This is a genomic window from Macrococcus bovicus, assembly GCF_004359575.1.
In the GTDB taxonomy this organism is placed as follows: domain Bacteria; phylum Bacillota; class Bacilli; order Staphylococcales; family Staphylococcaceae; genus Macrococcus; species Macrococcus bovicus.
Genome location: NZ_SCWF01000002.1, coordinates 81,051 through 107,043, shown reverse-complemented (window position 1 = coordinate 107,043; position 25,993 = coordinate 81,051). Strand labels below are relative to the sequence as shown.

The window sequence follows — 25,993 nt, the reverse complement described above, 5'->3', positions numbered from 1 at the left end:
ATTCATTTAGGAGGATATATATATGGCAATTTTTAAAGTATTTTATCAGGAAGACAGAAGCGAAGTTATCATTCGCGAAAACACGAAAGTTCTATATGTTGAAGCTGAGACGGAAGAACAAGTCCGTAAATCATTAGCAGATCGCCCTTACAACATTGAATTCGTTCAGAAACTTGAAGGTGCACACCTCGCATACGAAGAGAAATCACCTGCGTTCAAAGTGGAGACTATCTAATGAATCTCCTGCAAAAAAATGAAGTCGGCGTATTCGCGCTGGGTGGAATGGGCGAAATCGGTAAAAACACCTATGCTGTGGAATACAAGGACGAAATTATCGTCATTGATGCGGGGATTAAATTCCCGGATGATGACTTACTCGGAATAGATTATGTGATTCCGGACTATACTTATCTCGTGCAGAACCAGCACAAGATCAAAGGTCTCTTCATCACTCATGGTCACGAAGACCATATCGGTGGTGTCCCTTTCCTGCTCAAACAACTGAATGTACCAATTTACGGTGGGCCGTTAGCACTGGGGCTGATCCGCAACAAGCTGGAAGAACATCATCTCCTGCGCACTGCTTCACTGAACCCGATCACAGAAGACAGTGTCTTTGAGTTTGATAACCTGAAAGTCACATTTTATTTGACGACGCACTCCATTCCGGAAGCGTACGGTGTCGTCGTGCATACACCAGAAGGTAAAATCGTTCATACCGGCGACTTTAAATTTGATTTCACGCCTGTCGGTGAGCCGGCAAATATCGCACGTATGGCCGGACTAGGTGAAGAAGGTGTGCTCTGCCTGCTTTCTGACTCGACAAATGCAGAAGTACCGAACTTTACGATCAGTGAACGTGCGGTCGGTCAGAGTGTGGAGCAGATTTTCCGTAAATGCACAGGCCGTATTATCTTTGCGACTTTCGCTTCAAATATCTACCGTGTACAGCAGGCGATTGAAGCGGCCGTGAAGTTTGACCGCAAGATCGTCATCTTCGGCCGCTCGATGGAGAACAACATCAAGATCGGGACAGAGCTCGGCTATATCAAGGTGCCGCCTGAGACGTTTGTCGAAGCGAACAAGATCAACAGTATTCCGAAGCATAAACTGCTTATCCTGTGTACAGGTTCTCAAGGGGAACCGATGGCTGCCCTGTCGCGTATCGCAAACGGTACGCACCGTCAGGTCAGCATCATCCCGGATGACACAGTCATCTTCTCAAGTTCCCCTATTCCGGGTAACACGAAGAGTGTAAACCGCACGATCAATGCGCTCTATAAAGCGGGCGCAGATGTCATCCACGGCAAACTGTCCAATATCCATACATCAGGACACGGTTCTCAGGAAGAGCAGAAACTGATGCTCCGCCTGATTAAACCGAAATTCTTCATGCCGATTCACGGGGAATACCGGATGCAGAAACTGCACGGTCAGTTAGGGATAGACTGCGGTGTTGATCCTGACAACGTCTTTATCCATGAAAACGGTGATGTACTGGCACTGACGCGTGACTCTGCACGTTATGCAGGTAAGATTCAGTCGGGCAATATCCTGGTCGATGGCAGCGGTATCGGTGACATCGGTAACGTCGTGATCAAGGACCGTAAGATTCTTTCTGAAGATGGTCTGGTCATCGTCGTCGTCAGTATCGACTTCAGAACAGGTCAGCTATTAGCCGGTCCTGACATCATCTCACGCGGATTCGTCTATATGCGCGAATCCGGTCATCTGATCTATGACGCACAGCGCATGATCAAGAAAACAGTCATCGATAAACTGAACCATACAGAAAATGTTGAATGGCATCATATCAAAAATGCGATCACGGAAAGCCTCTCCCCTTATCTTTATGATAAGACTGCACGCCGTCCGATGATCCTGCCGATGATCATGAATGTCGACAATTAAAAAAAGCTGAACAGCAACTTGCTGTTCAGCTTTTTTAGTTATCCTCCATTTTGCTCTCAAATCGGCCGAGGTCGTTGTCATGACCGATGACCATAAGGATGTCACCCTGCTGGATGTACTCGCCCGGATCCGGCGATACGGTAATATGACCGTTCCGTTTGATCGCAATGATATTCAGGCCGTAGTTCGCACGTAGATCTAAATCAAGTAATGAGGTCCCTTGCAGTTTAGGACCTGCAATGATCTCAACGATGGAATGCTCATCTGCCAGCTCCAGATAATCCATAATGGATGAATTGGACAGTTTGTGAGCAAGACGTCGGCCCATATCCCTTTCAGGATGGATGACGACGTCAGCTCCTATCTTATCCAGTACTTTAGCATGGTAGTCATTCTGCGCTTTCGCGGTCACCTTCGCAACCCCTAAATCCTTCAGAATCAATGTCGTCAGAATACTCGCCTGTATATTATCCCCGATCGCCACGACCACATGGTCGAAGTTCCGGATACCGAGACTCTTCAGCACAGTCTCATCTGTTGAGTCTGCGATCACTGCATGAGTGGCAATATCTGCATATTCATTGACACGTGCTTCATCACTGTCAATGGCCATGACATCGATATCCAGTTTATTCAGTTCTCGGACAATACTGCCGCCGAAGCGACCAAGCCCGATGACTACAAATTCCTTTTCCATTCTCTACCTCCGTTTTCCTGAGACGTAATCTGCATCAAAGATGAATAATCTCAGTAATAATACTAAAGAAGGAACAAGTAAAAGTAAACCTGCAATAAACACAATCACCAGGGCCAGGGCCATTGAATCATTGACGACCGCATGGTTGAGATCGATATAAGGATACAGAATATAAGGCATCTTACTGATTCCGTAACCGTAGAACGCTAAAGCGAACTGGATCATAATCGCAATAAAAGCGATGCCATGATGACGACGCTGCCATATCAGGACAAAGCCGATTACGAAGAAGATGATACTTAAGCCGAAGAGCCACCAGTAATGTGTAACGGCTATATTAAAGTGTTCAGCATTATGCTGTCTTAAGCTCAGGAACACAAACTGACAGATGACAATCATCGGCCCTGCCCAGATCATGAACCATGTTCTCAGCAGCTCATAGGCAGGATGATCTTCTGCTTTATGCGCATAGTAGGTCAGGAAAGCGGATGAAATGTATAGGACCGAGATGATGGATAAGAACACGACCGCCCAGGCATAGGGACTCATCAGCAGTTCAAAATAATCGAGTGAGACCCCGTTCTTTGTCTTCTCAATAAATCCGCCTTCAGAAATGGTCAGGACAGTGGAGAATGATGCGGGAATCAAGAGACCCGTCATCCCATACAGGAAGACCCACTGGAACTTCGTGTCTTTACCATATGTCTCAAAGGCGTAGAATGCACCGCGAATCGTCAGTAATATCAGCGCGATTGATGCCGGAATCAGCAATGTCGTCCCGAAATAATAGGCTGTGTCCGGAAAGAATCCGACGATACCGACAAAGAAGAAGACGAGGAAGACATTCGTCACTTCCCATACCGGATTCAAGTAGCGCGAAATCAGTTCATTGATAATATGATCTTTTTTGATGATTTTAGCATAAAGCATAAAGAAACCGGCGCCAAAATCGACGGCGCCCACAATGATGTAACCATAGAGGAATGTCCACAGTACAGTGATTCCTATGTGCTGATAATCCATTAAGCTTCTCCTCCTACATTCGCACGGTTATTTTCGATGTCAACCGCCGCAGGTTTATCCTTAAAGATGCGGATGAGTACATAGACACATGAGAAGCCGAGGATGAGGTACAGCAGTCCAAAAGCTGCCAGTGTCAGTGAGACACCGTTAGCCTGTGTCACACCTTCCGCTACTTTCATATAGCCTCTTAAAATCCAAGGCTGACGACCCATTTCTGCCAGGAACCAGCCGAATTCGATGGCGAGCATGCTCATCGGACCGGTCAATGCAATCATATAGAGCATAAAGGAATGGTGCGCCCAGTCTTTCTTGAACTTCTTCATAATGAAGTACAGCACAGAAATAGTGAACGAGAAGACACCGAAAAATACCATTAAATCAAAGAAATAATGAATCACCAGCGGCGGACGTTCATCAACCGGTATGTCATTCAGCCCTTTGATCTCCGTATCAATACTGTTATCAGCCAGGAAGCTCAGCATACCTGGAATCTTGATAGCCCCTTTGATTTCCTGTGCTTTTTCATCTACCGTACCGAATAGCACGAGATCAGCACGGCTGCTTGTATCAAAATGCCATTCCATAGCCGCTAATTTCTCAGGCTGTTCGTGGTGAAGGAACTGCGCTGAAGCGTGACCTGCCATCATCGCAAAGAGCGAGAAGATAAGACCCGTCAGTACGGTCACTTTTAAGCCCTTGATATGATAAGCACGGTCGCTGTCAAACTTATTACGTAATAATTTAACAGCTGCGATACTTGCGAGCATAAATGCAATCGTCATACCGCCCGTTGTGACAACGTGGAACGCACGCACAAAGAATGAACTGTTCAGCATGGCCGCCACTGGATCAATATTGACCAGCTGACCTTTGACCATATCAAAGCCTTCCGGTGTATTCATGAATGAGTTCACACTTGTAATGAAAAGCGCACTCATCGTCGAGCCGATGATGATAGGAATTGTCAGCAGCCAGTGCAGCCAGCGGTTTTTGAAACGGTCCCACGTATAGAGATAGATACTTAAGAAAATCGCCTCAAAGAAGAACGCGAATGTCTCCATGAAAAGCGGCAGCGCGATGACCTGCCCGCCGATACGCATAAACGACGGCCATAAGAGCGATAACTGCAGCCCAATGATCGTACCGGTTACAACACCGACTGCGACTGTGATGGTAAAACCTTTAGCCCAGCGTTTGGCCATAGCCAGATATGCAGGGTCTTTCTTGTAAAGTCCGAGGCCTTCAGCAATCATAAACATAAATGGTAGTGCAACACCTATCGTTGCAAAAATAATATGAAATGCCAGCGTCATACCTGTCAGTAATCTACTGATAACAACAGCATCCATTAATTTCCTCCTTATGTGATTTTTATCACAAATTTGATAGCTTTATTATACTAGACCATTCCCTATTATTCTAATAGAAGGCTCATTTATTTTGTAAAGATTTAGTGAACAAAGTTTGAAATTTCATGCAGAAAACGCTACGATGATAAAGATTCTAATTTGGAGATGATTGAATGAATATTACCCTTTATACCCAGGACAGCTGTCCGCCCTGTCAATATATCAAGAACTATTTCAATGAACAGAATCTTCCCTTCACCGAGAAGAATATCAAGCACGGCGCGTATCGTCAGGAAATGATGGAGATGGATGCATTCAGTACGCCGCTGATCATTATTAACGGTGAAGTCATCCGTTCAGTTGATATGGATAGAATAGAAGCCTTGATACATGAATAAGAACTGGCTGCCTTTTAAATCCAAAAAAGAGGATGTCGTCATTAAAAGACATACACTGAATCTCCTGAGACAGCCGCATGCAGCACCTCTTAAAGTCATCCATATTTCAGATCTGCATCTCGGCTTTCACTATAGTTATGATGACCTTATATATCATATCCAGCTCATCAACGATCTGCAGCCGGATATCATTATCATTTCAGGTGACCTCTTTGACAATATCGACCACTACCACAATCCGGAGCATCTGATTCCGCTTCTTAAGACGATGACAGCACCGCTTGGCGTCTTCTTCTCATATGGCAACCATGATCAGCGTATTCATCAGACACCCCGTATCAGTCGTATACTCAGTGCAAGCAACATCCAGCTGCTGACGAATACAGGGGTCGTCCTCGACTTTGATCAGGAACCTATCTTCCTGGGCGGTCTGGACGATATTATCAATAGTAAAGGCAATATGTATCAGGCGCTGAAGAACCGGCCGGATGATATGTTGACGATGATGATTGTCCATGAGCCGGACTATGCGGACTTCGTCGAGCAGTTTAAAGTCGATGTACAATTCTCCGGGCATAGTCATGGCGGTCAGATCCGCTTCCCTCTAGTGGGTGCGCCAGTCAAGCCACAGCTCGGACGTAAATATGTCAAAGGGCTCTACCGGATCGGGGCAATGACCCTCCATGTCTCCCCCGGCCTCGGCACGACCCATCTGCCCATCCGTCTCTTCTGTCCGCCGGAGATCACCTTATTCAATATCCACTAAAAATAAGCCATATCCTGAAAAGGGTATGGCTTTTATACTATCATGAATGATTGAGATGAATCTGTGTATCGTCCCGCAGATCCTGTTTGCGGGACGTTGCTCCTCGTTTCTGCTGGTCCGATGCTGCGTATCGTCCCGCAGATCCCGTTTGCGGGACGTTACCCTCGTTTCTGCTGGTCCGATGCTGTGTATCGTCCCGCAGATCCCGTTTGCGGGACGTTGCTCCTCGTTTCTGCTGGTCCGATGCTGCGTATCGTCCCGCAGATCCTGTTTGCGGGACGTTGCTCCTCGTTTCTGCTGGTCCGATGCTGCGTATCGTCCCGCAGATTCCGTTTGCGGGACGTTACTCCTCGTTTCTGCTGGTCCGATGCTGCGTATCGTCCCGCAGATCCCGTTTGCGGGACGTTACCCTCCCTACTGATACAAAAACAGCGATAACTTCTGAATTTAATCAGAAGCTATCGCTGTTTCATTGTTTATTTTACTGGTTGTTGACAAGATGGACGACTTCTTCCTGTGTCGCACAGTTCAGCGCCTGCTCTGCCAGTTTTTGCATCTGACCGCGATTTAAGTTCTTGATCTGACGACGTGCTTTCAGAATGCTTGTCGCACTCATCGAGAACTCATCTAAGCCAAGACCCAGTAACAGAGGAATAGCAGTGGTATCGCCGGCCATTTCGCCGCACATACCTGTCCACTTGCCTTCTTTATGGCTGGCGTCAATGACTTGCTTCACTAGACGCAGAATGGCCGGATTGTATGGCTGATATAGATATGAGACGCGTTCTGACATACGGTCAGCAGCCATTGTGTATTGAATCAGGTCATTCGTACCGATGCTGAAGAAATCGACTTCCTTGGCGAAGATATCAGCCATCGCCGCTGTAGAAGGGATTTCAACCATGATACCAACTTCAATATCATCAGCTACTTTAACTTTGGCATCTGTCAATTTCGCTTTTTCTTCTTCCAGAATCGCTTTCGCCTGACGGAATTCATTGATGGTCGCGATCATCGGGAACATGATGCTTAAATGACCTTCAGTGGATGCGCGCAGTAAAGCACGGAGCTGTGTTCTGAAGATATCCTGCTGATCTAAGCACAGACGAATCGCACGGTAGCCGAGGAATGGATTCATTTCATGCGGCAGGTTCAGATATGGCAGCTCTTTATCGCCACCGATATCGAGAGTACGAACCACGACACGTTTGCCTTTCATTGCTGACAGCACACGTTTATAAGCTTCATACTGCTCATCCTCAGTCGGCATAGACTCACGCCCCATATAAAGGAACTCGGTACGGTAAAGACCGATACCTTCAGCACCGTTATTGATAACGCCTTCTAAGTCGTCAGGTGTACCGATATTCGCAGCGAGTTCGACGTGAACGCCGTCTGCTGATTCCGTTTTATCATTGACAAGCTTTTTCAGCTCTTCTTTGTCCTCAATGAACTTGGCCTGCTTATCCTTATAAACAAAGATCATGTTCTCATCAGGATTGATGATGACGTCACCTGTTGAACCATCGATGATAATGATATCGCCTTGTTTGATAGACTTCGTCACATCTTTTGTTCCCACTACAGCTGGAATTTCCAAAGAGCGGCTCATAATGGCAGAGTGGCTTGTACGCCCACCAATATTCGTCGCAAAACCTTTGACAAACTGCTTGTTCAGCTGGGCGGTATCTGACGGTGTCAAGTCATGAGAGATAATGATCACATTTTTATCAATGGTACTCGGACTCGGCAAAGTCACACCTAATAAATGAGCAAGAACACGTTTAGAAACGTCACGGATATCCGCAGCGCGTTCTTTCATGTATTCATTGTCCATCGATTCAAAAATAGTGATGAAGTTATTTGCGACTTCCATCAGCGCACTTGGTGCATTGGTCTGGTTAGTGCGAATATTCTCTTCAATCGGATTGATAAGTTCAGGGTCTTCAAGCACAAGTAGATGGGCATCAAAGATAGCCGCTTTATCCGGACCTAATGCGACTTCCGCGTTGTTTCTGATCTGCGTCAGTTCTACTTTAGATTCATTAATCGCCGCTTTAAACTTTGCTACTTCTGCTTCAGTATCTGTGATTTTCTGATCGCTATAAGATAAATCGGGCTCGATCAACAGATAAGCTTCTGCTATCGCAACGCCATCTGAAGCGCCGATTCCTTTTAAAGTCATTGACATTACTTAGTCAGACCTTCTTTAGACAGTACATCGCTGATAGCCTGAATTGCTTCTTTCTCATCAGTACCTTCAGCATATACAGTGATTTCAGCGTCTTTGCCGACACCTAAACTCATTACGCCCATAATAGATTTAAGATTCACTTTTTTACCGTTGTATTCTAATTGCACATCTGAATCAAATTTGCTTGCAGTCTGAACCAGCATAGTAGCCGGGCGTGCGTGAATACCTGTTTCGTCGATAATGACATAGCTTTGTTGTTCCATCGTTCATCTTCTCCTTTAGGATGCATAATTTTATATATAAACCTTATGTCTATACAGCTTTAGAATAGCAAAACCTGGCGGATACTTCAAATTTTTTAGACGGCTACATTAAACTGCGCGCGACCTGCTCACATTTCCTCGCATGATCCTCGCCCAATTTCTTCATCAATCTATAACTGATGCCAGCCGCCACTGCCTGACCTACCACCGGAATCCATCTGACTTGTTTCGCTGCTTCACGTTTCGCGAAAGCTTTGAGGACGACCGTCAGCAGTTTCGTTGTGATATTCCGGCCGATGAAGTCGCTGCCTTTCTTCGCCGCAGTGAACATCACCTGCTGTTTCATATCAGCAGCCATATTATTGACCTGTTTATGGCTCAGCCCGTAGACTTTATTGATGTCTTCGATGATATCTTTCATGAGCTTAAGGTCGACCCCGACATCGATACCCGGAATCGGCACAACAGTTGCTGCTGAACTCATCAGTGATTTATTCTGAATGATCTTCTCTGCCTGCTGGCGGCGTTCTATCAGTTCCGTTTCAGTAGCGGGCAGAGAATGCAAGGTCTTCTGTTTGCCTGTATTTAAGTTTTTGCCGACTTGATTGATTACTGTATCTAGAATTCCCATTAATGACACGTCCTTTTTTATAAAGTTAATGTTTTATTCCCGGAAATCCTGCCTGTTAATCAAGGATTTTGACGAAGACCACTTTCAGATATTTGGAAGGCTTGTATAAATGCGTCGTCCTGAAATCTTTAGGCAGTCCCATTACGTCAGTGATTTCATAGTCTCTGCCTGCCAGTGTCTGCTGAATCATTTTCTTGAACTGAGGCAGCGCGTAATTGCTCGCATTTGTACTGAGCACCAGGTAGCCGCCGCGATTCAGGATGGGCAGTGCACCTTCAATCAGTTCATGGTAGTTGTCCTTGACGCTGAAGCGCTTCTTCTTGGAACGTGAGAAACTCGGCGGATCAATGACAATCAGGTCAAAAGTCATCTTCTTCCGCGCACAATATTTCAGCATATCAAAGACGTCCATCGTATAGAGCAGCTGTTTGTCGATATTGATCTCATTTAAAGCGAAGTTCTGCTCGATCAGTTCGAGTGAGCGTTTAGCGATATCCACGCTGACCGTCTCCTGGCCATTCTTTGCGGCCGCCACGCTGAAACCGCCTGAATAAGCGAACAAGTTCAGCATCGGCTTCTTCAGATCAAGAGACATGATTTTGTTGCGCACATCACGCTGGTCGAGGAAGATACCAGTCATCGGACCCTCCTCGAAGTTGATTGTATAGAAGAGGTCATTCTCTGTGATGATGATCGGAAACTCGACCGCTTCCTCACTGATGCGGTGTGTCGGGACATTTTTATCGAATCTCAGCTTCTCATAAAGCGTTTTGCAGTCGAATACCGCTTGCAGGCTGCGGACAATCGCTTCCTTGTAGTGATAGATGCCTTTGGAATACCATTGAATCAGGAAATGACCATCATAATCATCGACGGTAAAGCCCCCGAGCCCGTCTCCTTCTCCGTTGTACACGCGGAACGCATTCGTATGACCTGAATTGTAGAGGGATGCGCGTTCTTCTTTCGCCGCTTCAAAGAGCAGCTTAAAGAAACGCTCATCTAGTTTTGTCTCCAGACTGTCACTGATCTTATAGCCTGCACCGCGGTTCTGGCGGCCAAAATAAAAAAGCCCGAGGTCAGTCCCGTCTGACGCCTTCAGCACAAAGCGCTCGCCCTCGTTCATCGTATCCATATCAAAAATATCGGCTTCTTCAAGCACGAGATAGCCGTCGCGATATTTCTTGTCATGCTTGTGCTTTAATACTACTTTCTTCATTACTGCACCTTCTTTTTCTGTTTTCTCCACTATAACACAAAAAGAGTGCCCCCCCAGGCACCCTTTATGCAACGTTCTTGTTTTATCACAGCACTTTCCCCAAAGTGCTATTCTCCCATCACTGTACTCCCTTATTATAGAACACCCGCAACTGTTATACAATAGCAATTAGTAATTTTTACGCAGATGATTGAAAAACAGCGGTGTGACAAGGATAACAAGCAGTACTATAACAGGAGGAATAAACAGTGAGACTGAAATCCCTTTGAAGAGCATCAGATAGAAACTCGTCATGATCTCAATGAAAAGAATCGAAATCGTAAACAGCTGACCGAAGTAGCCGCGGTTGCGTAAATGAATGGTGATGGTGAACACCAGATAGAGAATCACTACGACAAACAGAGCAAAAAGACTCAGCCATTCATAGAAATACTGCATCTTGACGACGTTAAACTTGCTGACATTAAAGAGTATGTTGCGGTTGTTCAGCTCTATAATCGTCAGCAACAGAATCAGCACACCGAAAAGCACTTCAATCTGGAAGAAACTGAACCATTTCGGTTTACGCATCCAGCGCGGAATATCCTCATCCTGCAGATCGATTCTGCGCCGGATGCCGGCCTTGAAACGATTCCAGCTCAGCATCAGCCGCTCGTCAATCTTCATCGACTGTTCGGAGAGCTGCTGCAGGGCATCGTTGGTCTGATGATTGATGACGCGGCTGAACTTATGGTCACGCTTACGTTTATTTGCCCGTCGCATCGCATGGACTTCAGGATCTATCTTCTTCGCGCGGTAGAGGAAGATATAGTTGCCGAGCGCCAGAGCCCCCATGGCAGAAAACAGAATAAAGAAGAAGTTGAGGGCCATCAGTTCGAGCGGTGTCACCTTCTCATCCACAAGCTGGTCATAGACGTGGTTCTGTGTGACGATATAGGCCACGCCAAAAATGAAGATCAGAATGAGATAATGCAGCTTACGGAACTCACTGTTTAGATGGCGGCGGTTCAGCACGTAGAAGACAAGCAGCAGAAACGCGACGAAATAGAAGAGCGCATAAATGTGATAGACCTTGAACATGAAAAGCGCCGTCAGGAGAAACAGGAAAATCGCCGTCATCAGATAAAAGAGCGAAATCTGCGGGTCATGGGCCGTTGTCTTCTTGAGCGTGCGGCTGATATAGAAGAGCCCCAGCCCGTAGAGGACAAATATCAGGCTATACATATACGGGTAAGCGGTGATGTAATGACTAAGCAGCTCGATGAACGCGTAACTATAAATATTAATGAAGTCAGAGAGCCGGGCCATGTGCAGGCGGTTGATGGCTATCTCCTTGAAATGAACAATCTCATCGGCATTGAAAAATATAAAAAGACCCAAGCCGAGAAGCAAGGCGCCGAGCAGATAGCCGATCAGGACTTCAATGTTATTTTTAAACCATTTCATGATTTCACCTCACGCCTTATTATAGTGAAAACATAGGGATTTGTCCCATTTAAATGGAAATATCAGACTTAAGTATTAGATGTTTAGAACTGATTTTTAAAGGGAATAACAGACTATCATCATTTAGGAGGAATCAATCATGACTAACAATAAAATCGAACAGCATAAAGAAGATGCTGAAAAAGCGAAAGAACCAGTAGAACAGAACGAGCAGAACGACACAGGTAAAGAAGCGACTCACGAAGACGTACAGAAAACGTTTGAATAATATAGAAAACGGAAGCGAGGCAGCCGCCTCGCTTTTTTTGTTCGGGATTAGCTAGCCGTTATGAGCGATAAATCGCGTTTATCGCTCATAACAGTGTGCAGTTGAAGATAAACCATGAGTTATGAGCGATATTTATCGTTTATCGCTCATAACTCTATTTGATGTCGGGTAACGTCCCGCTATTCCACTTTGCGGGACGTTACAGCCACACGCGCCCCCTGTAATATAAAAAACGGAACCTGTCACCACAGGTTCCGTCCGTTCTTATAATGCACGATGTGCGATATCTTTACGATGAAACAGACCGTCGCTCGTAATCTGTCCGACTTTGTCATAACTGCTTTTGACGGCTTCTTCAATCGACCGGCCTTGACCGATCGCAAGCATGACGCGACCACCGTCCGTCACCCAGTCCTCCTCTTTTTTCAGGCCGCTGATGTAGTAGTCAAGTGAACCGTCATAGCCGTAGACTTTATGGCCTTTATCGTAGCTCCCAGGATAGCCTTCTGAGGCGAGTACCACGCCGACGACTGCCTCATCAGACCACTGAAGCTGAATCGCCTTCTTGTTGTCAAGCGCTTCCAGCACTTCAATCAGGTCACTCTCCATTTTCGTCAGCAGCACCTGGCATTCCGGGTCGCCGAAGCGCGCGTTGAACTCGATGACTTTCGGACCGTCTTCAGTGATAATCGCACCGATGTAGAGTAAGCCGAAATAATTCAGCCCTTCCTCGTGCATCGCCCGCGCGACCGGATAAGCGATTGTCTCATTCGTCATTTCTAACACATCATCACCTATATGTGACACCGGACAGTAGGCACCCATGCCGCCTGTGTTAGGGCCGAGGTCACCGTCATAGGCGCGCTTATGATCCTGTGCGATGACGTCAAAAGGAACGATGAAGTCATCATTGACAAGGACCATCAGCGAGAACTCTTCACCTGCCAGGAACTCCTCGAAGACCACTTCAGCATCGCCGTCCTGATAGAAGAACTCGATGGCGCCGACCGCTTCTTCATGTGTCATCGCCACAATAACCCCTTTACCTGCAGCGAGACCGTCCTGCTTCAGGACAATCGGTGCGGGATGGCTGGCCAGATAGTCCAGTGCGTCCTCTTTTGTCGTCACAACCTGATAGGCCGCTGTCGGAATACCGTATTTCGCCATCAGTTCCTTGGCGAAAGACTTGGAGCCTTCTATCTGCGCTGCCCGCTTGTTCGGGCCGAACACTTTGATGCCCGCTGCTGTCAGCACATCAGCCAGTCCCTCTGTCAGCGGCTGTTCCGGACCGATGACCACCCAGTCCACACCGTGCTCTAACGCAAATGCCTGAATCTTACCCTGTTCTGTCTCTTTGATTGCGCTGACGACGGTCGCGACATTGACCATCGCATCATTGCCCGGTATGACGAAGACTTCGTCGACGCGCGCGGACTGCTTAAGCTTATGGCAGAGTGCATGCTCACGACCGCCTGAACCGATTACAAGTACCTTCATGACAACCTCCTAATGTTTAAAGTGACGCATGCCGGTCATCACCATGGCGATGCCCAGCTGATTCGCTGCATCAATGGAATCCTGATCCTTGATAGAGCCCCCCGGCTGAATGATACATTTGATGCCTGCCGCTGCAGCAGTCTCCACGGTATCACTCATCGGGAAGAAGCCATCACTCGCTAAAATCACATCGTCATTCATCTCAATCGCACGTTCAATCGCGATCTTCGCTGCCCCGACGCGGTTCATCTGACCGGCACCGATACCGACCGTCTGTTTCGGATTCGCCAGCACAATCGCGTTACTTTTCACGCTTTTCACGACTGTCCAGCCGAGTGCCATCGCCTGCCACTGCGCTTCAGTGGGCTGTGCTTCTGTCACGACAGTCATCTCGTCACGGCTCAGGACGGCATTGTCTTTATCCTGCACTAGATAGCCGCCGGATACCGAGACAAATTCTTCTGTCTCTTCATCCGCATCCATCTGTATGTCAAGGAGACGGATATTCTTCTTCTGCGTCAGAATCCCAAGTGCCTCTTCACTGTAGCCCGGCGCAATCACAACTTCGAGGAAAATCTCGCTGAGCGCTCTTGCAGTTGCCGCGTCAACTTGACGGTTCAACGCGACAATCCCGCCGAAGATGGACTGGCTGTCTGCGGCGTAAGCGTTGCTGAAGGCCTCTTCAATCGTCTCACCGACACCTACCCCGCACGGATTCATGTGCTTCACCGCTACTGCTGCCGGCTCGCTGAATTTCTTCACGAGCTGGAGTGTCGCATCCGCGTCCTTGATGTTGTTATAGCTGAGTTCCTTGCCGTGCAGCTGCTTGGCACCTGCGATTGTATTCGGTGCATCAGATGTCTTGACGAACTTCGCTTTTTGCTGCGGGTTTTCGCCGTAGCGAAGGGCTGTGCTCGCCTCACTGAAAAACTCGACAATCGCCGCATCATACTCAGCGGTATGACGGAAGGTCTTGACCATCAGCTCTTTCCGGAACGCTTCGTCTGTCTCACCGGACTTCAGGTGCGCAATGATACGTGGATAGTCAGCAGGGTCCACCACTGTCAGCACATGCTTGAAGTTCTTCGCGCTCGCACGGAGCATCGTCGGACCACCGATATCAATATTTTCAATCGCTTCTTTTTCAGTGACATCCGGCTGCGCCACCGTCTCTTCAAACGGATAGAGATTGACTGCGACAAGGTCTATCAGCTCGATGCCATGCTCACTGAGTGCATCCAGGTGCTTATGATTGTCACGGTCCGCCAGTATACCGCCGTGGATATGAGGGTGCAGTGTTTTGACGCGGCCGTCCATGATTTCCGGGAAGTGGGTCAGTTCACTGACTGACTGCACGCGGATGCCGTGATCGACCAACGTTTTCTTCGTGCCGCCTGTTGAAAAAATCTCAAACCCCTGTTCGATCAGCTGCTCGGCAAATGCAGTGATCCCTGTTTTATCTGATACACTTAACAATGCTTTTTTCATGATGGACTCCTTATATGATAGTTTTGATGACTCGGGAATAAAGTTCGTATTCTATCGCCTGGATACGGGGCTGTAAGGTCTCAACTGTATCGTCCGCATAGACGGGGCAGGCCACCTGATCGATAATCTGTCCGGTATCCATGCCGGCATCGACATAATGAACTGTCACACCGGAGACGCGGCAGCCGTAACGGACTGCCTGACCCATTGCATCCTTCCCCGGAAAGCTCGGCAAGAGAGAAGGATGGATATTCAGGATGCGCCCTTCATAAGGTTCAAGCAGTGTCGGACCGATGAGCTTCATATAGCCTGCCAGAATCAGCCACTCGGCTTCGTCGGCCACCAGTCTGTCCAGTATCGCCTGTTCATATGCTGCTTTAGAGTCAAATGCGCTCAATTCGAATAGATGAACGGGCACCGCGTAGCGCTTTGCCCGTTCAATGGCGTATGCGTCCGCCTGGTCGACATAAAGACCTGTCACCTGAATATGATCCAGATAGCCTGACGCTATATTGGCCATGATCCTCTCAAAGTTTGAGCCGCTGCCTGACGCAAATATCGCCACTTTTTTCATCATTAAAGACCTGTGATGGTGATCGGGTCCTGATGCGCTGCAATCGTCCCCATCACAATCCCTTCTTCTCCGGCCGCCTGCAGCATCTCAAGGACTGCCGCCTTGTCCTCTTGAGCTGTGATGATGACGAAGCCGATACCCATATTGAAGACATTGTACATCTCCAGGCGGTCAAGCTGCCCTTGCTCCTCGAGCCATCTGAAGACCGGCTGCTCCGGGATAGCTGAGACATCAATCTGTGCTGACAGGCCTGCCGGCAGCACGCGCGGGATGTTCTCGATAAAGCCGCCGCCTGTGATATGGCACATGCCGTGCACTTTTTTCGACTGGATGACTGCTTTGACCGCCTTCACATAGAGCCGGGTCGGTTCAATGACGGTATCAAGCACTGTCCTGTCACCGATTCTGCTCTCTAAGTCAATATTATTATCCCGGATAATTTTTCTTACTAAACTGTAGCCGTTACTATGGATGCCGCTTGACTGCAGGCCGATGATGACGTCGCCCGCCTGAATCTTCTCACCGGTGATATAGTCTTCCTTCTCGACAGCACCGACCGCGAAGCCAGCGATATCGTAGTCTCCAGCATGATACATATCGCCCATCTCCGCCGTCTCACCGCCGATCAGTGCACACTCGGACTGCACGCAGCCTTCAGCGACACCTTTGACAATCTGTTCGACGATCGCGGGGTCGACTTTGTTCAGGGCGAGATAATCGAGGAAGTAGAGGGGCAGTGCGCCCGTGGTCAGAATATCGTTGACGCACATCGCGACGGCATCAATGCCGATGGTGTCGTGACGGTCTGCGTCTATGGCAAGGCGCAGCTTGGTACCGACTCCATCTGTTCCTGACACCAGGACCGGCGCCTTCATATTCAGCTGTGAGAGATCGAATGCGGCACCGAATCCGCCGAGACCTCCGAGTACTTCCTGACGCATGGTACGCGCTACGTGTTTTTTCATACGTTCCACCGATTCATATCCCGCATGGATATCCACGCCTGACGATTTATATGCTTCTGACATGATTAGACTCCCTTCGTCTTCTTCTCTTTTTCTTGCGGTAACAGGTGATCGACGATTTCAATCGGATAGTTGCCCGTGAAGCAGGCGTCACACTCACCTTTCGATTCGAAGCGGCGGTAGACGTCATGCATCCCTTCGACAGACAGATACGTCAGTGAATCGACCTCTATCTCCTGACGGATTTCCTCCACTGTCTGATAGGCAGCGATGAGTTCCGCATGAGTCGAGACGTCAATGCCGTAATAGCAGGGATGCTTCAGCGGCGGCGACGAGATACCCATGTGCACTTCTCTGGCACCTGCTGAACGCAGGGCCTTGACGATATACTTGCTCGTCGTACCGCGGACGATGGAGTCATCAATGACGATGACGCGTTTACCTTCCACGACATCACGGATCGGCGCATGCTTCATACGTACAGCGCGTTCACGCATCTTCTGGTCCGGCGTGATGAACGTCCGGCCGACGTAGCGGTTCTTCAGCAAGCCCTGTTCATTCGGGATGCCCGAGTAGCTCGAGAAGCCTTTAGCGGCCTGCAGAGAGGAATCCGGTACGCCGATGACGATGTCCGCCTCAACGTTCATTTCCTTCGCCAGCTGTTCACCGAGCGCCTTACGTACATTATAGATGGAGTGATGACGGAACTCAGAATCGGGACGTGCGAAATAGACATATTCCATCGAGCACATGCGATGCTTCGTCTCAAGCGCATAGAAATCTTCGTCCATCCCGTCATCATTGAATGTCAGCACCTCACCCGGCTCGACGTCACGGATATATTCCGCGCCGATCGCCATGAGTGCACACGATTCACTGGCCACACAGTAGGCTCCATCTATCTGACCGAGCATCAGCGGTCTGACCCCGTGACTGTCCAGTGCCGCTGTCAGACTGTCCTTCTGCAGGACCAGATAAGCGAAGGCCCCTTTAATCTGGTTGAGCGCGGCCTTCAGGTTCGACTTGAAGCTCGGCGACTTCGCCTTGAAGAGCAGATGACCCAGAACTTCAGAGTCAGAAGACGTCTGAAATATCGCGCCCTCTTCCTCCAGCGCCTGGCGGATCTGACGTGCATTCGTCAAGTTACCGTTATGCGCAAGACCAAGATCTCCTTTAGAATGCTTGAACAAGAACGGCTGGACATTCGACAGCTCAGACGCCCCTGTCGTCGCATAGCGTACGTGACCGATCGCACTGCGGTAGTCTCGCAGTGAATCCAGCTGTACCTGACTGATCGCTTCAGGTAACAGCCCCATACCACGCGCACCGAAGAGATTGTCGCCGTTTGAACAGACAATCCCTGCGCCTTCCTGGCCACGGTGCTGCAGGCTGTGGAGCGCCATATAAGTCAGTTCCGCTGCGTTAGGATGATTCCAGATACCGAATACCCCGCATTCCTCGTTTAGACCGCGGATGTCATACATTGGTCGATTGCCCCTCTCCACGTACTGATGATACTGTTCACATCCTGTTCAACCACGCCGTTATTCGCTTCAACTCTGAAGCGCTCAGTGCCGAACGTACCGATTTTAATCGCATCCTGCAGTTCAATGTCTTCCTTGGCGATCAGGAGATAACGCCCCTGGGTCTCACTGAAGAGCTGCTCGACAGGAATATCGATCTTCGCTTCAATCCCGGTTTCCAGATAGGCTGCCATCTGCGCGAGCTTGATGGCGACGCCGCCCTTACCGACTGCCTGCACGTGAGACAGCTTGCCGCCTGTGATCAGTTCACGGATGGCTGCACCGCGTTCAGCTTCAAGTGCCAGATCAATCGCTACTTCTGAGTGCGCCACTTCATCAAAGAGCAGCTTCTCGATCTGCGAGCCGCTGAAGTCTGTGCCTGTTGCGCCGACTAAGTAGATCGATTCACCTTCTGTCGGTGTGAAGTCGCGTAAATATTCAATATCCTCTATTAAGCCGACCATACCGACGACCGGTGTCGGGAAGATGGCTTCACCTTTTGTCTCATTATAGAGGGAGACATTCCCTGAGACGACCGGTGTATTGAGTTCCCGGCAGGCTTCAGCCATCCCCCGCGTTGAATCCGCAAGCTGCTGGTAGATCTCCGGTTTCTCCGGGTTACCGTAGTTCAGGCAGTCCGTCATCGCAAGCGGCAGACTGCCGACCGCGATCAAGTTGCGGTAGGCCTCAGCAACGACCATCTTACCGCCCTGGTAAGGATGGTTGAAGACGTAGCGTGCTTCGCCGTCAATCGTTGACGCAATGGCCTTAGTCGTCCCTTCGACACGGGTCACGCCGGCTGACAGGCCTGGCTTGATGATGGTGTTCGCCCCGACCTGCTGGTCATACTGGGAGTAGGCCCATGTTTTAGAGGCCAGGGTCGGATGCTTCAGCAGACGGTCAAAGACGTCCTGGGCATCGATACGGGAGTAGTCATGCTCGACTGCCTGATAGTCAGCGGCCTTGCCTTCAAGCACATAGACAGGCGCCTCGTCGCTCAACGGCTGCACCGGAATATCTGCATAGACCTCACCCTCATAGCTCAGGACGAAGCGGTCTGTATGCGTCACTTCACCGATAACGGCACTGTCCAGCTCATGATGGTCGAACAGATCAAGGAACTTCTGTTCCGTCCCTTTCTGAACGACGAGCAGCATGCGCTCCTGCGTCTCAGAGAGCATCATCTCATAAGGGGAGATGCCCGGCTCGCGTGTCGGTACCTTCTCAAGGTGCAGATGGATGCCTGAACCGCCTTTTGCTGCCATCTCAGATGAAGAGGACGTCAGACCAGCTGCCCCCATATCCTGGATGCCGACAAGCTCCGGATAAGTGATGGCTTCAAGTGTCGCTTCCATCAGCTTCTTGCCGACAAATGGATCACCGATCTGAACAGACGGCCGCTTGGATTCAGATTCCTCGTTCAGCTCCTCTGATGCAAACGTCGCACCGTGGATACCGTCGCGTCCTGTCTTCAGACCGACATAGATAACCGGGTTGCCGGTCCCTTTCGCCGTCCCCTTCTGGATCTTGTCGTGGTCGATGACACCGACACACATCGCATTGACCAGCGGATTGCCGTCATACTGTGAGTCAAATTCAATCTCGCCTGCGACTGTCGGGATACCGATACAGTTGCCGTAACCGCCGATACCGGCAACGACCCCGGAGAAGAGACGCTGGTTCTGTTTGGCATCCAGTTCTCCGAAACGCAGACTGTTCAAGAGCTGAACCGGCCGTGCACCGATAGAGGCGATGTCACGGACGATACCGCCGACACCTGTCGCCGCCCCTTGGTAAGGTTCAATCGCACTCGGATGGTTATGGGATTCCACTTTGAAGACGACAGCCTGGTTGTCACCGATGTCGACCACTCCCGCGCCTTCACCCGGCCCCATCAGGACACGCTCACCGGACGTCGGGAACTGCTTCAGGAACGGCTTTGAATGCTTATAGGAACAGTGTTCACTCCACATCACGGAGAAGATGCCGATCTCTGTATAGTTCGGCATGCGGCCTAAAATATCACACACTTTGTCGTACTCAGCATCTGACAGCCCCATATCCGCATATAATCTGTTGATCTTGATCTCATCAATCGTTGGCTCTAAAAATCTCATCTGTTATTTCCCCCAGCTTTCTAGAATACCTTGGAATAAACGTCTACCGTCGTCAGAACCGAGCAGCGTATCCATCGCACGCTCTGGATGAGGCATCATGCCACAGACATTGCCTGCCTTGTTGATGATGCCGGCGATATCTTCTAAAGAACCGTTCGGATTCTCGGAATAGGATAATATAATCTGCCTGTTAGCCTTCAGTTCCTGTAAAGTCTCTTCTGAACAGTAGTAGGACCCTTCACCGTGGGCGATCGGGTAGACCACTGTTTCATTTTCGTCATATAGATGCGTGAACTGCGTCTCATGGTTGACGATGGTCAGGTGCTCATCACGACAGATAAAGCGGTGGCTTTCGTTATGGAGCAGCGCGCCCGGCAGTAAACCGATCTCCGTCAGGATCTGGAAGCCGTTACAGACACCAAGGATGGGCTTCCCTTCATCAGCGAAACGTCTGACTTCATCGACAATCGGTGCGACTCGTGCCATCGCACCGCAGCGCAGGTAATCGCCGAACGAGAACCCGCCCGGAATCAGCACACCGTCATAACCCTCCAGTGACGTCTTGCGGTAGTCCACATATTCTGCCTCCATACCTGTGATGAGCGCTGCATTCAGCATATCCCGGTCACAGTTTGACCCCGGAAATTCAATGACCGCAAACTTCATTATTCCGCCTCCACGACTTTGTAGCTGTACTCTTCAATGACGGTATTCGCGAATAACTTCTCACTGAGTGTCCGTACAACATTATCCACTGCTGCATCTGTCGCTTCGTCCACTGTCATATACAGGACTTTGCCGACCCGGATATCATTGACCCCGCTGTAACCTAAATCGTGCACGGCACGCGTCAATGTCTGACCTTGCGTATCTAAAACCTGTTTCTGTAATGTGATGTAAAGTTCGATGTTTTTCATGATTATAAAGCCTCCATTTTATTGTAGAAGTGGATGTAAGTGTCAATCAGTGAGCCTGTCTCTTCCCTGTACACATCTTTATCAAAATTCTCTTTTGTCTCCTTGTCCCAGATGCGGCACGTGTCAGGTGAGATTTCATCAGCAAGCAGGATATGACCGTCCTTATCCTTACCGAATTCAATCTTGAAGTCGACAAGGTCGAGGTTCATACGGTTCATGAGCGCGATCAGGTGGTCGTTGATGGCAAGTGCCTGACGTTTCAGTTCAGCAATCTCAACATCGTCCGCAATACCAAGCAGCTTGACATGGTCATCTGTGACAAGCGGATCGTTCAGCTCATCTTTCTTGTAGTAGAACTCAACGAGCGGCTGTCTGAAGCTTTCACCTTTTGTGAAACCGAGACGCTTTGTGATGGAGCCTGCTGCGATGTTACGTACGACGACTTCGAGGGGGGTGATATCGACTTTTCTGACCAGCTGTTCAGTGTCTGACAGACGTTCAATGAAATGTGATGGATAGCCCGCGTCCATCAATAATTCGAAGAAGCGGCTTGTGATCAGGTTGTTCAGCCGGCCTTTTCCTGCCATGACATCCTTCTTCGCGCCGTTCCCGGCCGTCACTTCATCCTTGTACTCGATACGGTAGACCTGCTCATCATCTGTTGAAAAGACGCGTTTCGCTTTACCTTCATACACTAACATCTACATTCTCTCCTTATAAATCGCTTCATAGTCGTTATTCAGATCAAGAATCGTCACGTGGCCCATCTTGCGGTTGTCCTTACGGGTTTCCTTGCCGTAGACATGGACATGCCAGTCAGCATGGTCGCTGAAGACATCCTCCATCGTGTCAAGGTCCTGACCGAGCAAGTTGAACATCACAGCAGGCTTCAGCAATTCAATCCGCTCCGGCAGCTGCCAGCCGGCGACGCTGAGAATATGGGTATCGAACTGCGAATAATCACATGCTTCGATTGAGTAATGTCCGGAATTATGGGGACGTGGCGCAATTTCATTGACATAGAGCGTGTCATCCTGGTCGATGAAGAACTCGACCGTAAAAGTGCCGACAAAATAAATGGCCTGCATGATTTTCTTGACTTCATCCACCGCCTGCGCCTGAGACGGATGCTCACCGGTCACCGTCGTTTTATAGAGAATCTGGTTGCGATGTATGTTCTCCTGTACCGGGAAGAAGACCACCTGGCCGTCCACGGCAGCAGTAGCGGTGATGGAGATCTCTGATTTTAAGTTGATGCGTTTTTCAGCGACACAAGGACGGACCGCGAGGAGTTCATCTGCCTGCTTGAAGTCCTCAGCACTTGCGATGACCAGCTGACCTTTACCGTCATAACCGCCGAACGTCGTCTTCAGCATAAACGGGAAACCGAGCGTCTCAGCAGCCTCCTGCAGTCCCTCCTGATTCGTCACAGAGACAAACGGCACTACCGCTGCACCCGCTTCTTTAAGTGCTGTTTTTTCAGCGAGGCGATTCTGCAGGGTGACGACCGTCTCTGCCCCTTGCGGCACGTTGAACTGTGAGGTGATCTTGCTGAGGGCCTCGCCGCTGATATTCTCAAATTCATACGTGATGACGTCAGACAGTGCCCCCAGCTGCTGCAGGGCTTCACTGTCGTTATAAGGCGCCTGAATGAAATGATGGCTGACGTAGCGTGCGGGACACGTGTCATCCGGATCGAGGACAGCGACTTTAAAGCCGCGTGCCTGCGCACTTTGTGCCATCATCTTGCCGAGCTGTCCCCCGCCGATGATGCCGATCGTTGAGCCGACCGCCAGTTTAGTGTAAGTCATGCTGCATCGCCTCCACTTTCTCGACAAGGGACGCTTCGTAGTCATCCAGTTTCTCAACTAAAGCCTCGTCCTTCAGACTTAAGATACGTGCGGCCAGAATCCCCGCATTCTTCGCACCGGCTGAACCGATGGCCGTTGTGGCAACAGGTATACCGCCGGGCATCTGGACGATGGATAGCAGTGAGTCCAATCCTTTTAACGTCTTAGTCTCAATCGGTACACCGATGACAGGCAGTGTCGTCATAGAGGCGATCATACCCGGTAAATGAGCGGCGCCTCCAGCACCAGCGATAATGACGTCAACCCCCTGCGTTCTCGCCTCGCGTGCGAAGTCGACCATCTGCAGCGGCGTGCGGTGGGCAGACACCACTGAAGCCTCAGCGGCAATGCCGAATGACTCCAGAACAGTGACGGCTTCCTTCATCGTCGGCCAGTCAGATGACGACCCCATAACTACAGCAACTTTCATCAAAAATTACCTCCATATCTATTGAAAACCGTTTCATAAATTGAGATGATTACAGTAGTAGCATACCAGTAGTGCTATCAGATTTCAATCGAATAAACGAACATTTTAATTAATTTTAAGTAAATTATTCGAAATTAGTTCGGTTTCTAGTGATAATTAAGTTGAAATTAATTAAAAATGTTCGATTTACAGGAGGAGACAGCATGACAGCAAAAGTGTTAGACGGTAAGGCAATCGCACAGGAATACCGTGCAGGCCTGCAGAGAGAAGTGGAAAAACTGAAGGAACAAGGCACGACACCTAACTTGACCGTTATCCTTGTCGGTAACGACGGTGCGAGCCAGAGTTATGTCAACAACAAGAAGAAATCAGCAGAGAAGATCGGCATGTCATCGGAAATCGTCAAGATGGACGAAACTGCGACAGAAGAAGAAGTCCTGGCAGAAATCAAGCGCCTGAATGAAGATCCGGCTGTCCACGGCATCTTGGTACAGGTCCCGCTGCCGCAACAAATCTCTGAAGAAAAAGTACTGGAAGCAATCGACCCTAAAAAAGACGTGGACGGTTTCAATCCGATCAACATCGGCCGCCTGTATGCAGGGATGGAAACATTCATTCCTTGTACACCACTCGGTATCATGGAAATCCTGAAGAACGCGGACATCGATCTGACCGGTAAAGAAGTTGCCGTCATCGGCCGTTCACACATCGTCGGTCAGCCTGTTGCCAAACTGCTGACTGATGCGAATGCAACAGTGACCCTGCTTCACTCACGCAGCACGAATATGAAAGAAACATTGAAACGTTCAGACGTCATCGTCTCTGCAGTCGGTAAACCTGGCCTTGTCACAAAAGACGATGTGAAGCCGGGCGCGGTCATCGTAGACGTCGGAAACACAGTGGTTGACGGCAAGCTGACAGGCGACGTGAAATATGACGAAGTCTCAGAAGTAGCCGGCGCCATTACACCTGTACCTGGTGGTGTAGGACCGCTGACCATTACCATGGTGCTGAACAACACCTTGCTTGCAGCACAGCGTTCCGTCAAATAACGGGATGACAAATAACCACTTCCGGATAACTGGAAGTGGTTATTTTATGTGGCTAGCGGTAGGAGGTGTCCGCCATTTATGGAATAGCGGACTCCTTTTTATCACCATACAGACAATAACCCCGGCAAGCTCTCTGAGCTCCCGGGGTTGTTAATTATTTCTTTGGTTTCGTTGAATGAAGCGATGGATGCGGATTTTCAAGTTCAGGGACTGCCCCTTCTACCAGGACTTTTGATTCATATTTGAATTTCCCGTCGCCTGCAGGTGTCTTGCCTTTCGCCCATGAACCTTTAGCGCTTTCTTCTGAGCTTGCTGAGTGATTATAGAGCGAGAAGGCGATATCCTCACGTTCCAGTTTACGGTCGAAGGAACCAGGAGTGATCTTGCCTTCTACCTCTTCAAGTTCCGCAATCGCCTGGAGCCATAGATTCTGGTGATATGAATCGCGGGCAATCAAGACTGCAAGCATATCTTTGAGGCCTGGATCATCCGTCATTTCATAAATACGGATAGCCTGCGTGCGGCCCTGTGACTCTGCATTTAAGTTCGCACGGAAGTCAGCGAGCAGATTACCGCTGGAGATAATATAGCTGCCGTTCCAAGGATTACCCACACTGTCAGCCGGCCGTGCATTCATCCCCGCCACAATCGCATGCTGCGGGTTCATACCGCTGAGAATAGCAGCGGTCGCAGGGTCCTTCATCGCTGCTTCCTGGTGCTCAATTGACGTGCCGTCCAGGAGACGCCCTACCATTGTCGCCAGCATCTCGATATGGCCGAGTTCTTCTGTCCCGACATCAAGCAGCAGATCTTTATACTGTTCATTGCCCTTTCTGACGCCCCAACCTTGGAACAGATACTGCATAGCGACACTCATCTCACCATACTGACCGCCAATCAATTCCTGGACACGCTTAGCCATAAGGGGATCCGGCTTCACCGGTTTAGCTTCAAACTGCAGATGTTTATCATGTAAAAACATAGAATACCTCCTCAGATTTTAATCAGCAAAAAACAGACCGCTGACGCAGTCTGCATTATCTTATGCTTCTTTTTGTACCATTCTTACTAATGCGCGGGCAATCGCTGATTTCTCTTCGCCTTCAGCACTATCCCATAATTCGTTCAATACTTTCTCTTCACGGTTCTTAGGTTCCTGATGTTTCGCTAACTGGTCTGCTAACTTTTCTGCTGCTTTCGCAATTGCTTCATCACTGAAACCCATGTTCTCAGCTTTTTCGACTTTGTCGCCTAAAAAACTTTTGAATTGATTGAAGCTTGCTAAAATCTGTTCTTTGTCCTCGTTGCTCATGTTGTTGACAGCTTGTTCTGGATTAAGATTTGACATGATAATAGCTCCTTTTTAAGACCGAAGTCCTTTTTATAACCATAAGGGTTACATTGTCTATATAACCGGA

The 25,993-nt window shown here is 49.1% G+C and carries 27 protein-coding genes; 6 read left to right on the top strand and 21 right to left on the bottom strand.

What is annotated here, in order from left to right; translation table 11 throughout:
* Positions 1-22: 22 nt before the first annotated feature.
* Together ERX55_RS03230 and rnjA are read left to right on the top strand one after the other, a co-directional pair.
* Positions 23-235 (top strand): DNA-dependent RNA polymerase subunit epsilon, encoded by a 213-nt coding sequence (locus ERX55_RS03230; RefSeq protein WP_133451157.1) that lies wholly within the window; start codon positions 23-25, stop codon positions 233-235.
* On the top strand, positions 235-1,911 hold the full coding sequence (rnjA, locus tag ERX55_RS03225; RefSeq protein WP_133451156.1) for a ribonuclease J1: 1,677 nt from the start codon (positions 235-237) through the stop codon (positions 1,909-1,911). Before ERX55_RS03230 ends, rnjA begins: the two co-directional genes overlap by 1 nt.
* Positions 1,912-1,945: 34 nt before the next feature.
* On the opposite strand, the gene ERX55_RS03220 is transcribed toward rnjA, so the two are convergent.
* Genes ERX55_RS03220 through ERX55_RS03210 form a run of 3 tightly spaced genes read right to left on the bottom strand, consistent with a single transcriptional unit; the run spans position 1,946 to position 4,980 of the window.
* The gene (locus ERX55_RS03220; protein WP_133451155.1) at positions 1,946-2,608 is read right to left on the bottom strand and encodes a potassium channel family protein; all 663 of its coding nucleotides are present in this window, start codon (positions 2,606-2,608) and stop codon (positions 1,946-1,948) included.
* A gap of 3 nt (positions 2,609-2,611) precedes the next feature.
* On the bottom strand, positions 2,612-3,631 hold the full coding sequence (locus ERX55_RS03215; RefSeq protein WP_133451154.1) for a cytochrome d ubiquinol oxidase subunit II: 1,020 nt from the start codon (positions 3,629-3,631) through the stop codon (positions 2,612-2,614).
* Positions 3,631-4,980 (bottom strand): cytochrome ubiquinol oxidase subunit I, encoded by a 1,350-nt coding sequence (locus ERX55_RS03210; protein WP_133451153.1) that lies wholly within the window; start codon positions 4,978-4,980, stop codon positions 3,631-3,633. Before ERX55_RS03210 ends, ERX55_RS03215 begins: the two co-directional genes overlap by 1 nt.
* A gap of 173 nt (positions 4,981-5,153) precedes the next feature.
* Here ERX55_RS03210 and ERX55_RS03205 point away from each other — a divergent pair, with 173 nt between their 5' ends.
* Both ERX55_RS03205 and ERX55_RS03200 read left to right on the top strand, forming a co-directional pair.
* Positions 5,154-5,378, top strand: coding sequence for a glutaredoxin family protein (locus tag ERX55_RS03205; RefSeq protein ID WP_133451152.1), 225 nt, complete (start codon positions 5,154-5,156; stop codon positions 5,376-5,378).
* Positions 5,371-6,144, top strand: coding sequence for a metallophosphoesterase (locus tag ERX55_RS03200; protein ID WP_133451151.1), 774 nt, complete (start codon positions 5,371-5,373; stop codon positions 6,142-6,144). The genes ERX55_RS03205 and ERX55_RS03200 overlap by 8 nt, the downstream gene beginning before the upstream one ends.
* Positions 6,145-6,625: 481 nt before the next feature.
* On the opposite strand, the gene ptsP is transcribed toward ERX55_RS03200, so the two are convergent.
* The 5 genes from ptsP to auxA form a co-directional block, all read right to left on the bottom strand.
* Complete coding sequence (gene ptsP, locus ERX55_RS03195; protein ID WP_133451150.1) at positions 6,626-8,335, bottom strand: phosphoenolpyruvate--protein phosphotransferase; 1,710 nt, start codon at positions 8,333-8,335, stop codon at positions 6,626-6,628.
* Positions 8,335-8,601, bottom strand: a complete 267-nt coding sequence (locus ERX55_RS03190; protein ID WP_133451149.1) for a phosphocarrier protein HPr — start codon at positions 8,599-8,601, stop codon at positions 8,335-8,337. The genes ptsP and ERX55_RS03190 overlap by 1 nt, the downstream gene beginning before the upstream one ends.
* Before the next feature lie 103 nt (positions 8,602-8,704).
* Positions 8,705-9,232: a DUF697 domain-containing protein gene (locus ERX55_RS03185; RefSeq protein ID WP_133451148.1), complete on the bottom strand. Its 528-nt coding sequence runs from the start codon at positions 9,230-9,232 to the stop codon at positions 8,705-8,707.
* Between the two features lie 55 nt (positions 9,233-9,287).
* On the bottom strand, positions 9,288-10,448 hold the full coding sequence (locus ERX55_RS03180) for a class I SAM-dependent rRNA methyltransferase (protein WP_133451270.1): 1,161 nt from the start codon (positions 10,446-10,448) through the stop codon (positions 9,288-9,290).
* 168 nt (positions 10,449-10,616) lie between these two features.
* Entirely contained in the window at positions 10,617-11,894 is a 1,278-nt protein-coding gene (gene auxA / locus ERX55_RS03175; protein ID WP_133451147.1) for a lipoteichoic acid stability factor AuxA, read from the bottom strand.
* Between the two features lie 139 nt (positions 11,895-12,033).
* On the opposite strand from auxA, the gene ERX55_RS11605 reads away from it, so the two are divergent.
* Positions 12,034-12,162 carry a hypothetical protein gene (locus tag ERX55_RS11605; protein ID WP_279512548.1) on the top strand — a complete coding sequence of 43 codons (129 nt, stop codon included), beginning with the start codon at positions 12,034-12,036 and terminating at the stop codon, positions 12,160-12,162.
* Positions 12,163-12,426: 264 nt separating this feature from the next.
* Here the strand turns inward: ERX55_RS11605 and purD are convergent, their stop codons facing one another.
* From purD to purE, 11 genes are read right to left on the bottom strand one after another with little or no spacing between them, the layout of a single operon-like run.
* Positions 12,427-13,659: a phosphoribosylamine--glycine ligase gene (gene purD / locus ERX55_RS03170; protein ID WP_133451146.1), complete on the bottom strand. Its 1,233-nt coding sequence runs from the start codon at positions 13,657-13,659 to the stop codon at positions 12,427-12,429.
* A 9-nt stretch (positions 13,660-13,668) separates the two neighbouring features.
* Positions 13,669-15,147 (bottom strand): bifunctional phosphoribosylaminoimidazolecarboxamide formyltransferase/IMP cyclohydrolase, encoded by a 1,479-nt coding sequence (purH, locus tag ERX55_RS03165; protein ID WP_133451145.1) that lies wholly within the window; start codon positions 15,145-15,147, stop codon positions 13,669-13,671.
* A 10-nt stretch (positions 15,148-15,157) separates the two neighbouring features.
* Positions 15,158-15,721 (bottom strand): phosphoribosylglycinamide formyltransferase, encoded by a 564-nt coding sequence (gene purN / locus ERX55_RS03160; RefSeq protein WP_133451269.1) that lies wholly within the window; start codon positions 15,719-15,721, stop codon positions 15,158-15,160.
* A gap of 2 nt (positions 15,722-15,723) precedes the next feature.
* Positions 15,724-16,749 carry a phosphoribosylformylglycinamidine cyclo-ligase gene (gene purM / locus ERX55_RS03155; protein WP_133451144.1) on the bottom strand — a complete coding sequence of 342 codons (1,026 nt, stop codon included), beginning with the start codon at positions 16,747-16,749 and terminating at the stop codon, positions 15,724-15,726.
* A 2-nt stretch (positions 16,750-16,751) separates the two neighbouring features.
* Positions 16,752-18,170 (bottom strand): amidophosphoribosyltransferase, encoded by a 1,419-nt coding sequence (gene purF / locus ERX55_RS03150; protein ID WP_133451143.1) that lies wholly within the window; start codon positions 18,168-18,170, stop codon positions 16,752-16,754.
* A complete protein-coding gene (purL, locus tag ERX55_RS03145) occupies positions 18,149-20,326 on the bottom strand; it encodes a phosphoribosylformylglycinamidine synthase subunit PurL (protein ID WP_133451142.1) in 2,178 nt (725 codons plus the stop codon). Before purL ends, purF begins: the two co-directional genes overlap by 22 nt.
* Before the next feature lie 3 nt (positions 20,327-20,329).
* On the bottom strand, positions 20,330-20,992 hold the full coding sequence (gene purQ, locus ERX55_RS03140) for a phosphoribosylformylglycinamidine synthase subunit PurQ (protein ID WP_133451141.1): 663 nt from the start codon (positions 20,990-20,992) through the stop codon (positions 20,330-20,332).
* Positions 20,992-21,243, bottom strand: a complete 252-nt coding sequence (gene purS / locus ERX55_RS03135; RefSeq protein ID WP_133451140.1) for a phosphoribosylformylglycinamidine synthase subunit PurS — start codon at positions 21,241-21,243, stop codon at positions 20,992-20,994. Before purS ends, purQ begins: the two co-directional genes overlap by 1 nt.
* Before the next feature lie 2 nt (positions 21,244-21,245).
* A complete protein-coding gene (purC, locus tag ERX55_RS03130) occupies positions 21,246-21,944 on the bottom strand; it encodes a phosphoribosylaminoimidazolesuccinocarboxamide synthase (RefSeq protein ID WP_133451139.1) in 699 nt (232 codons plus the stop codon).
* Positions 21,945-23,054 carry a 5-(carboxyamino)imidazole ribonucleotide synthase gene (purK, locus tag ERX55_RS03125; protein ID WP_133451138.1) on the bottom strand — a complete coding sequence of 370 codons (1,110 nt, stop codon included), beginning with the start codon at positions 23,052-23,054 and terminating at the stop codon, positions 21,945-21,947.
* A complete protein-coding gene (gene purE / locus ERX55_RS03120; protein ID WP_133451137.1) occupies positions 23,041-23,523 on the bottom strand; it encodes a 5-(carboxyamino)imidazole ribonucleotide mutase in 483 nt (160 codons plus the stop codon). The genes purK and purE overlap by 14 nt, the downstream gene beginning before the upstream one ends.
* A gap of 203 nt (positions 23,524-23,726) precedes the next feature.
* Here purE and folD point away from each other — a divergent pair, with 203 nt between their 5' ends.
* Complete coding sequence (folD, locus tag ERX55_RS03115) at positions 23,727-24,575, top strand: bifunctional methylenetetrahydrofolate dehydrogenase/methenyltetrahydrofolate cyclohydrolase FolD (protein WP_133451136.1); 849 nt, start codon at positions 23,727-23,729, stop codon at positions 24,573-24,575.
* Between the two features lie 154 nt (positions 24,576-24,729).
* Here the strand turns inward: folD and ERX55_RS03110 are convergent, their stop codons facing one another.
* Together ERX55_RS03110 and ERX55_RS03105 are read right to left on the bottom strand one after the other, a co-directional pair.
* Positions 24,730-25,557, bottom strand: a complete 828-nt coding sequence (locus tag ERX55_RS03110; RefSeq protein WP_133451135.1) for a manganese catalase — start codon at positions 25,555-25,557, stop codon at positions 24,730-24,732.
* 60 nt (positions 25,558-25,617) lie between these two features.
* On the bottom strand, positions 25,618-25,923 hold the full coding sequence (locus tag ERX55_RS03105) for a DUF3243 domain-containing protein (RefSeq protein WP_133451134.1): 306 nt from the start codon (positions 25,921-25,923) through the stop codon (positions 25,618-25,620).
* Positions 25,924-25,993: the final 70 nt, after the last annotated feature.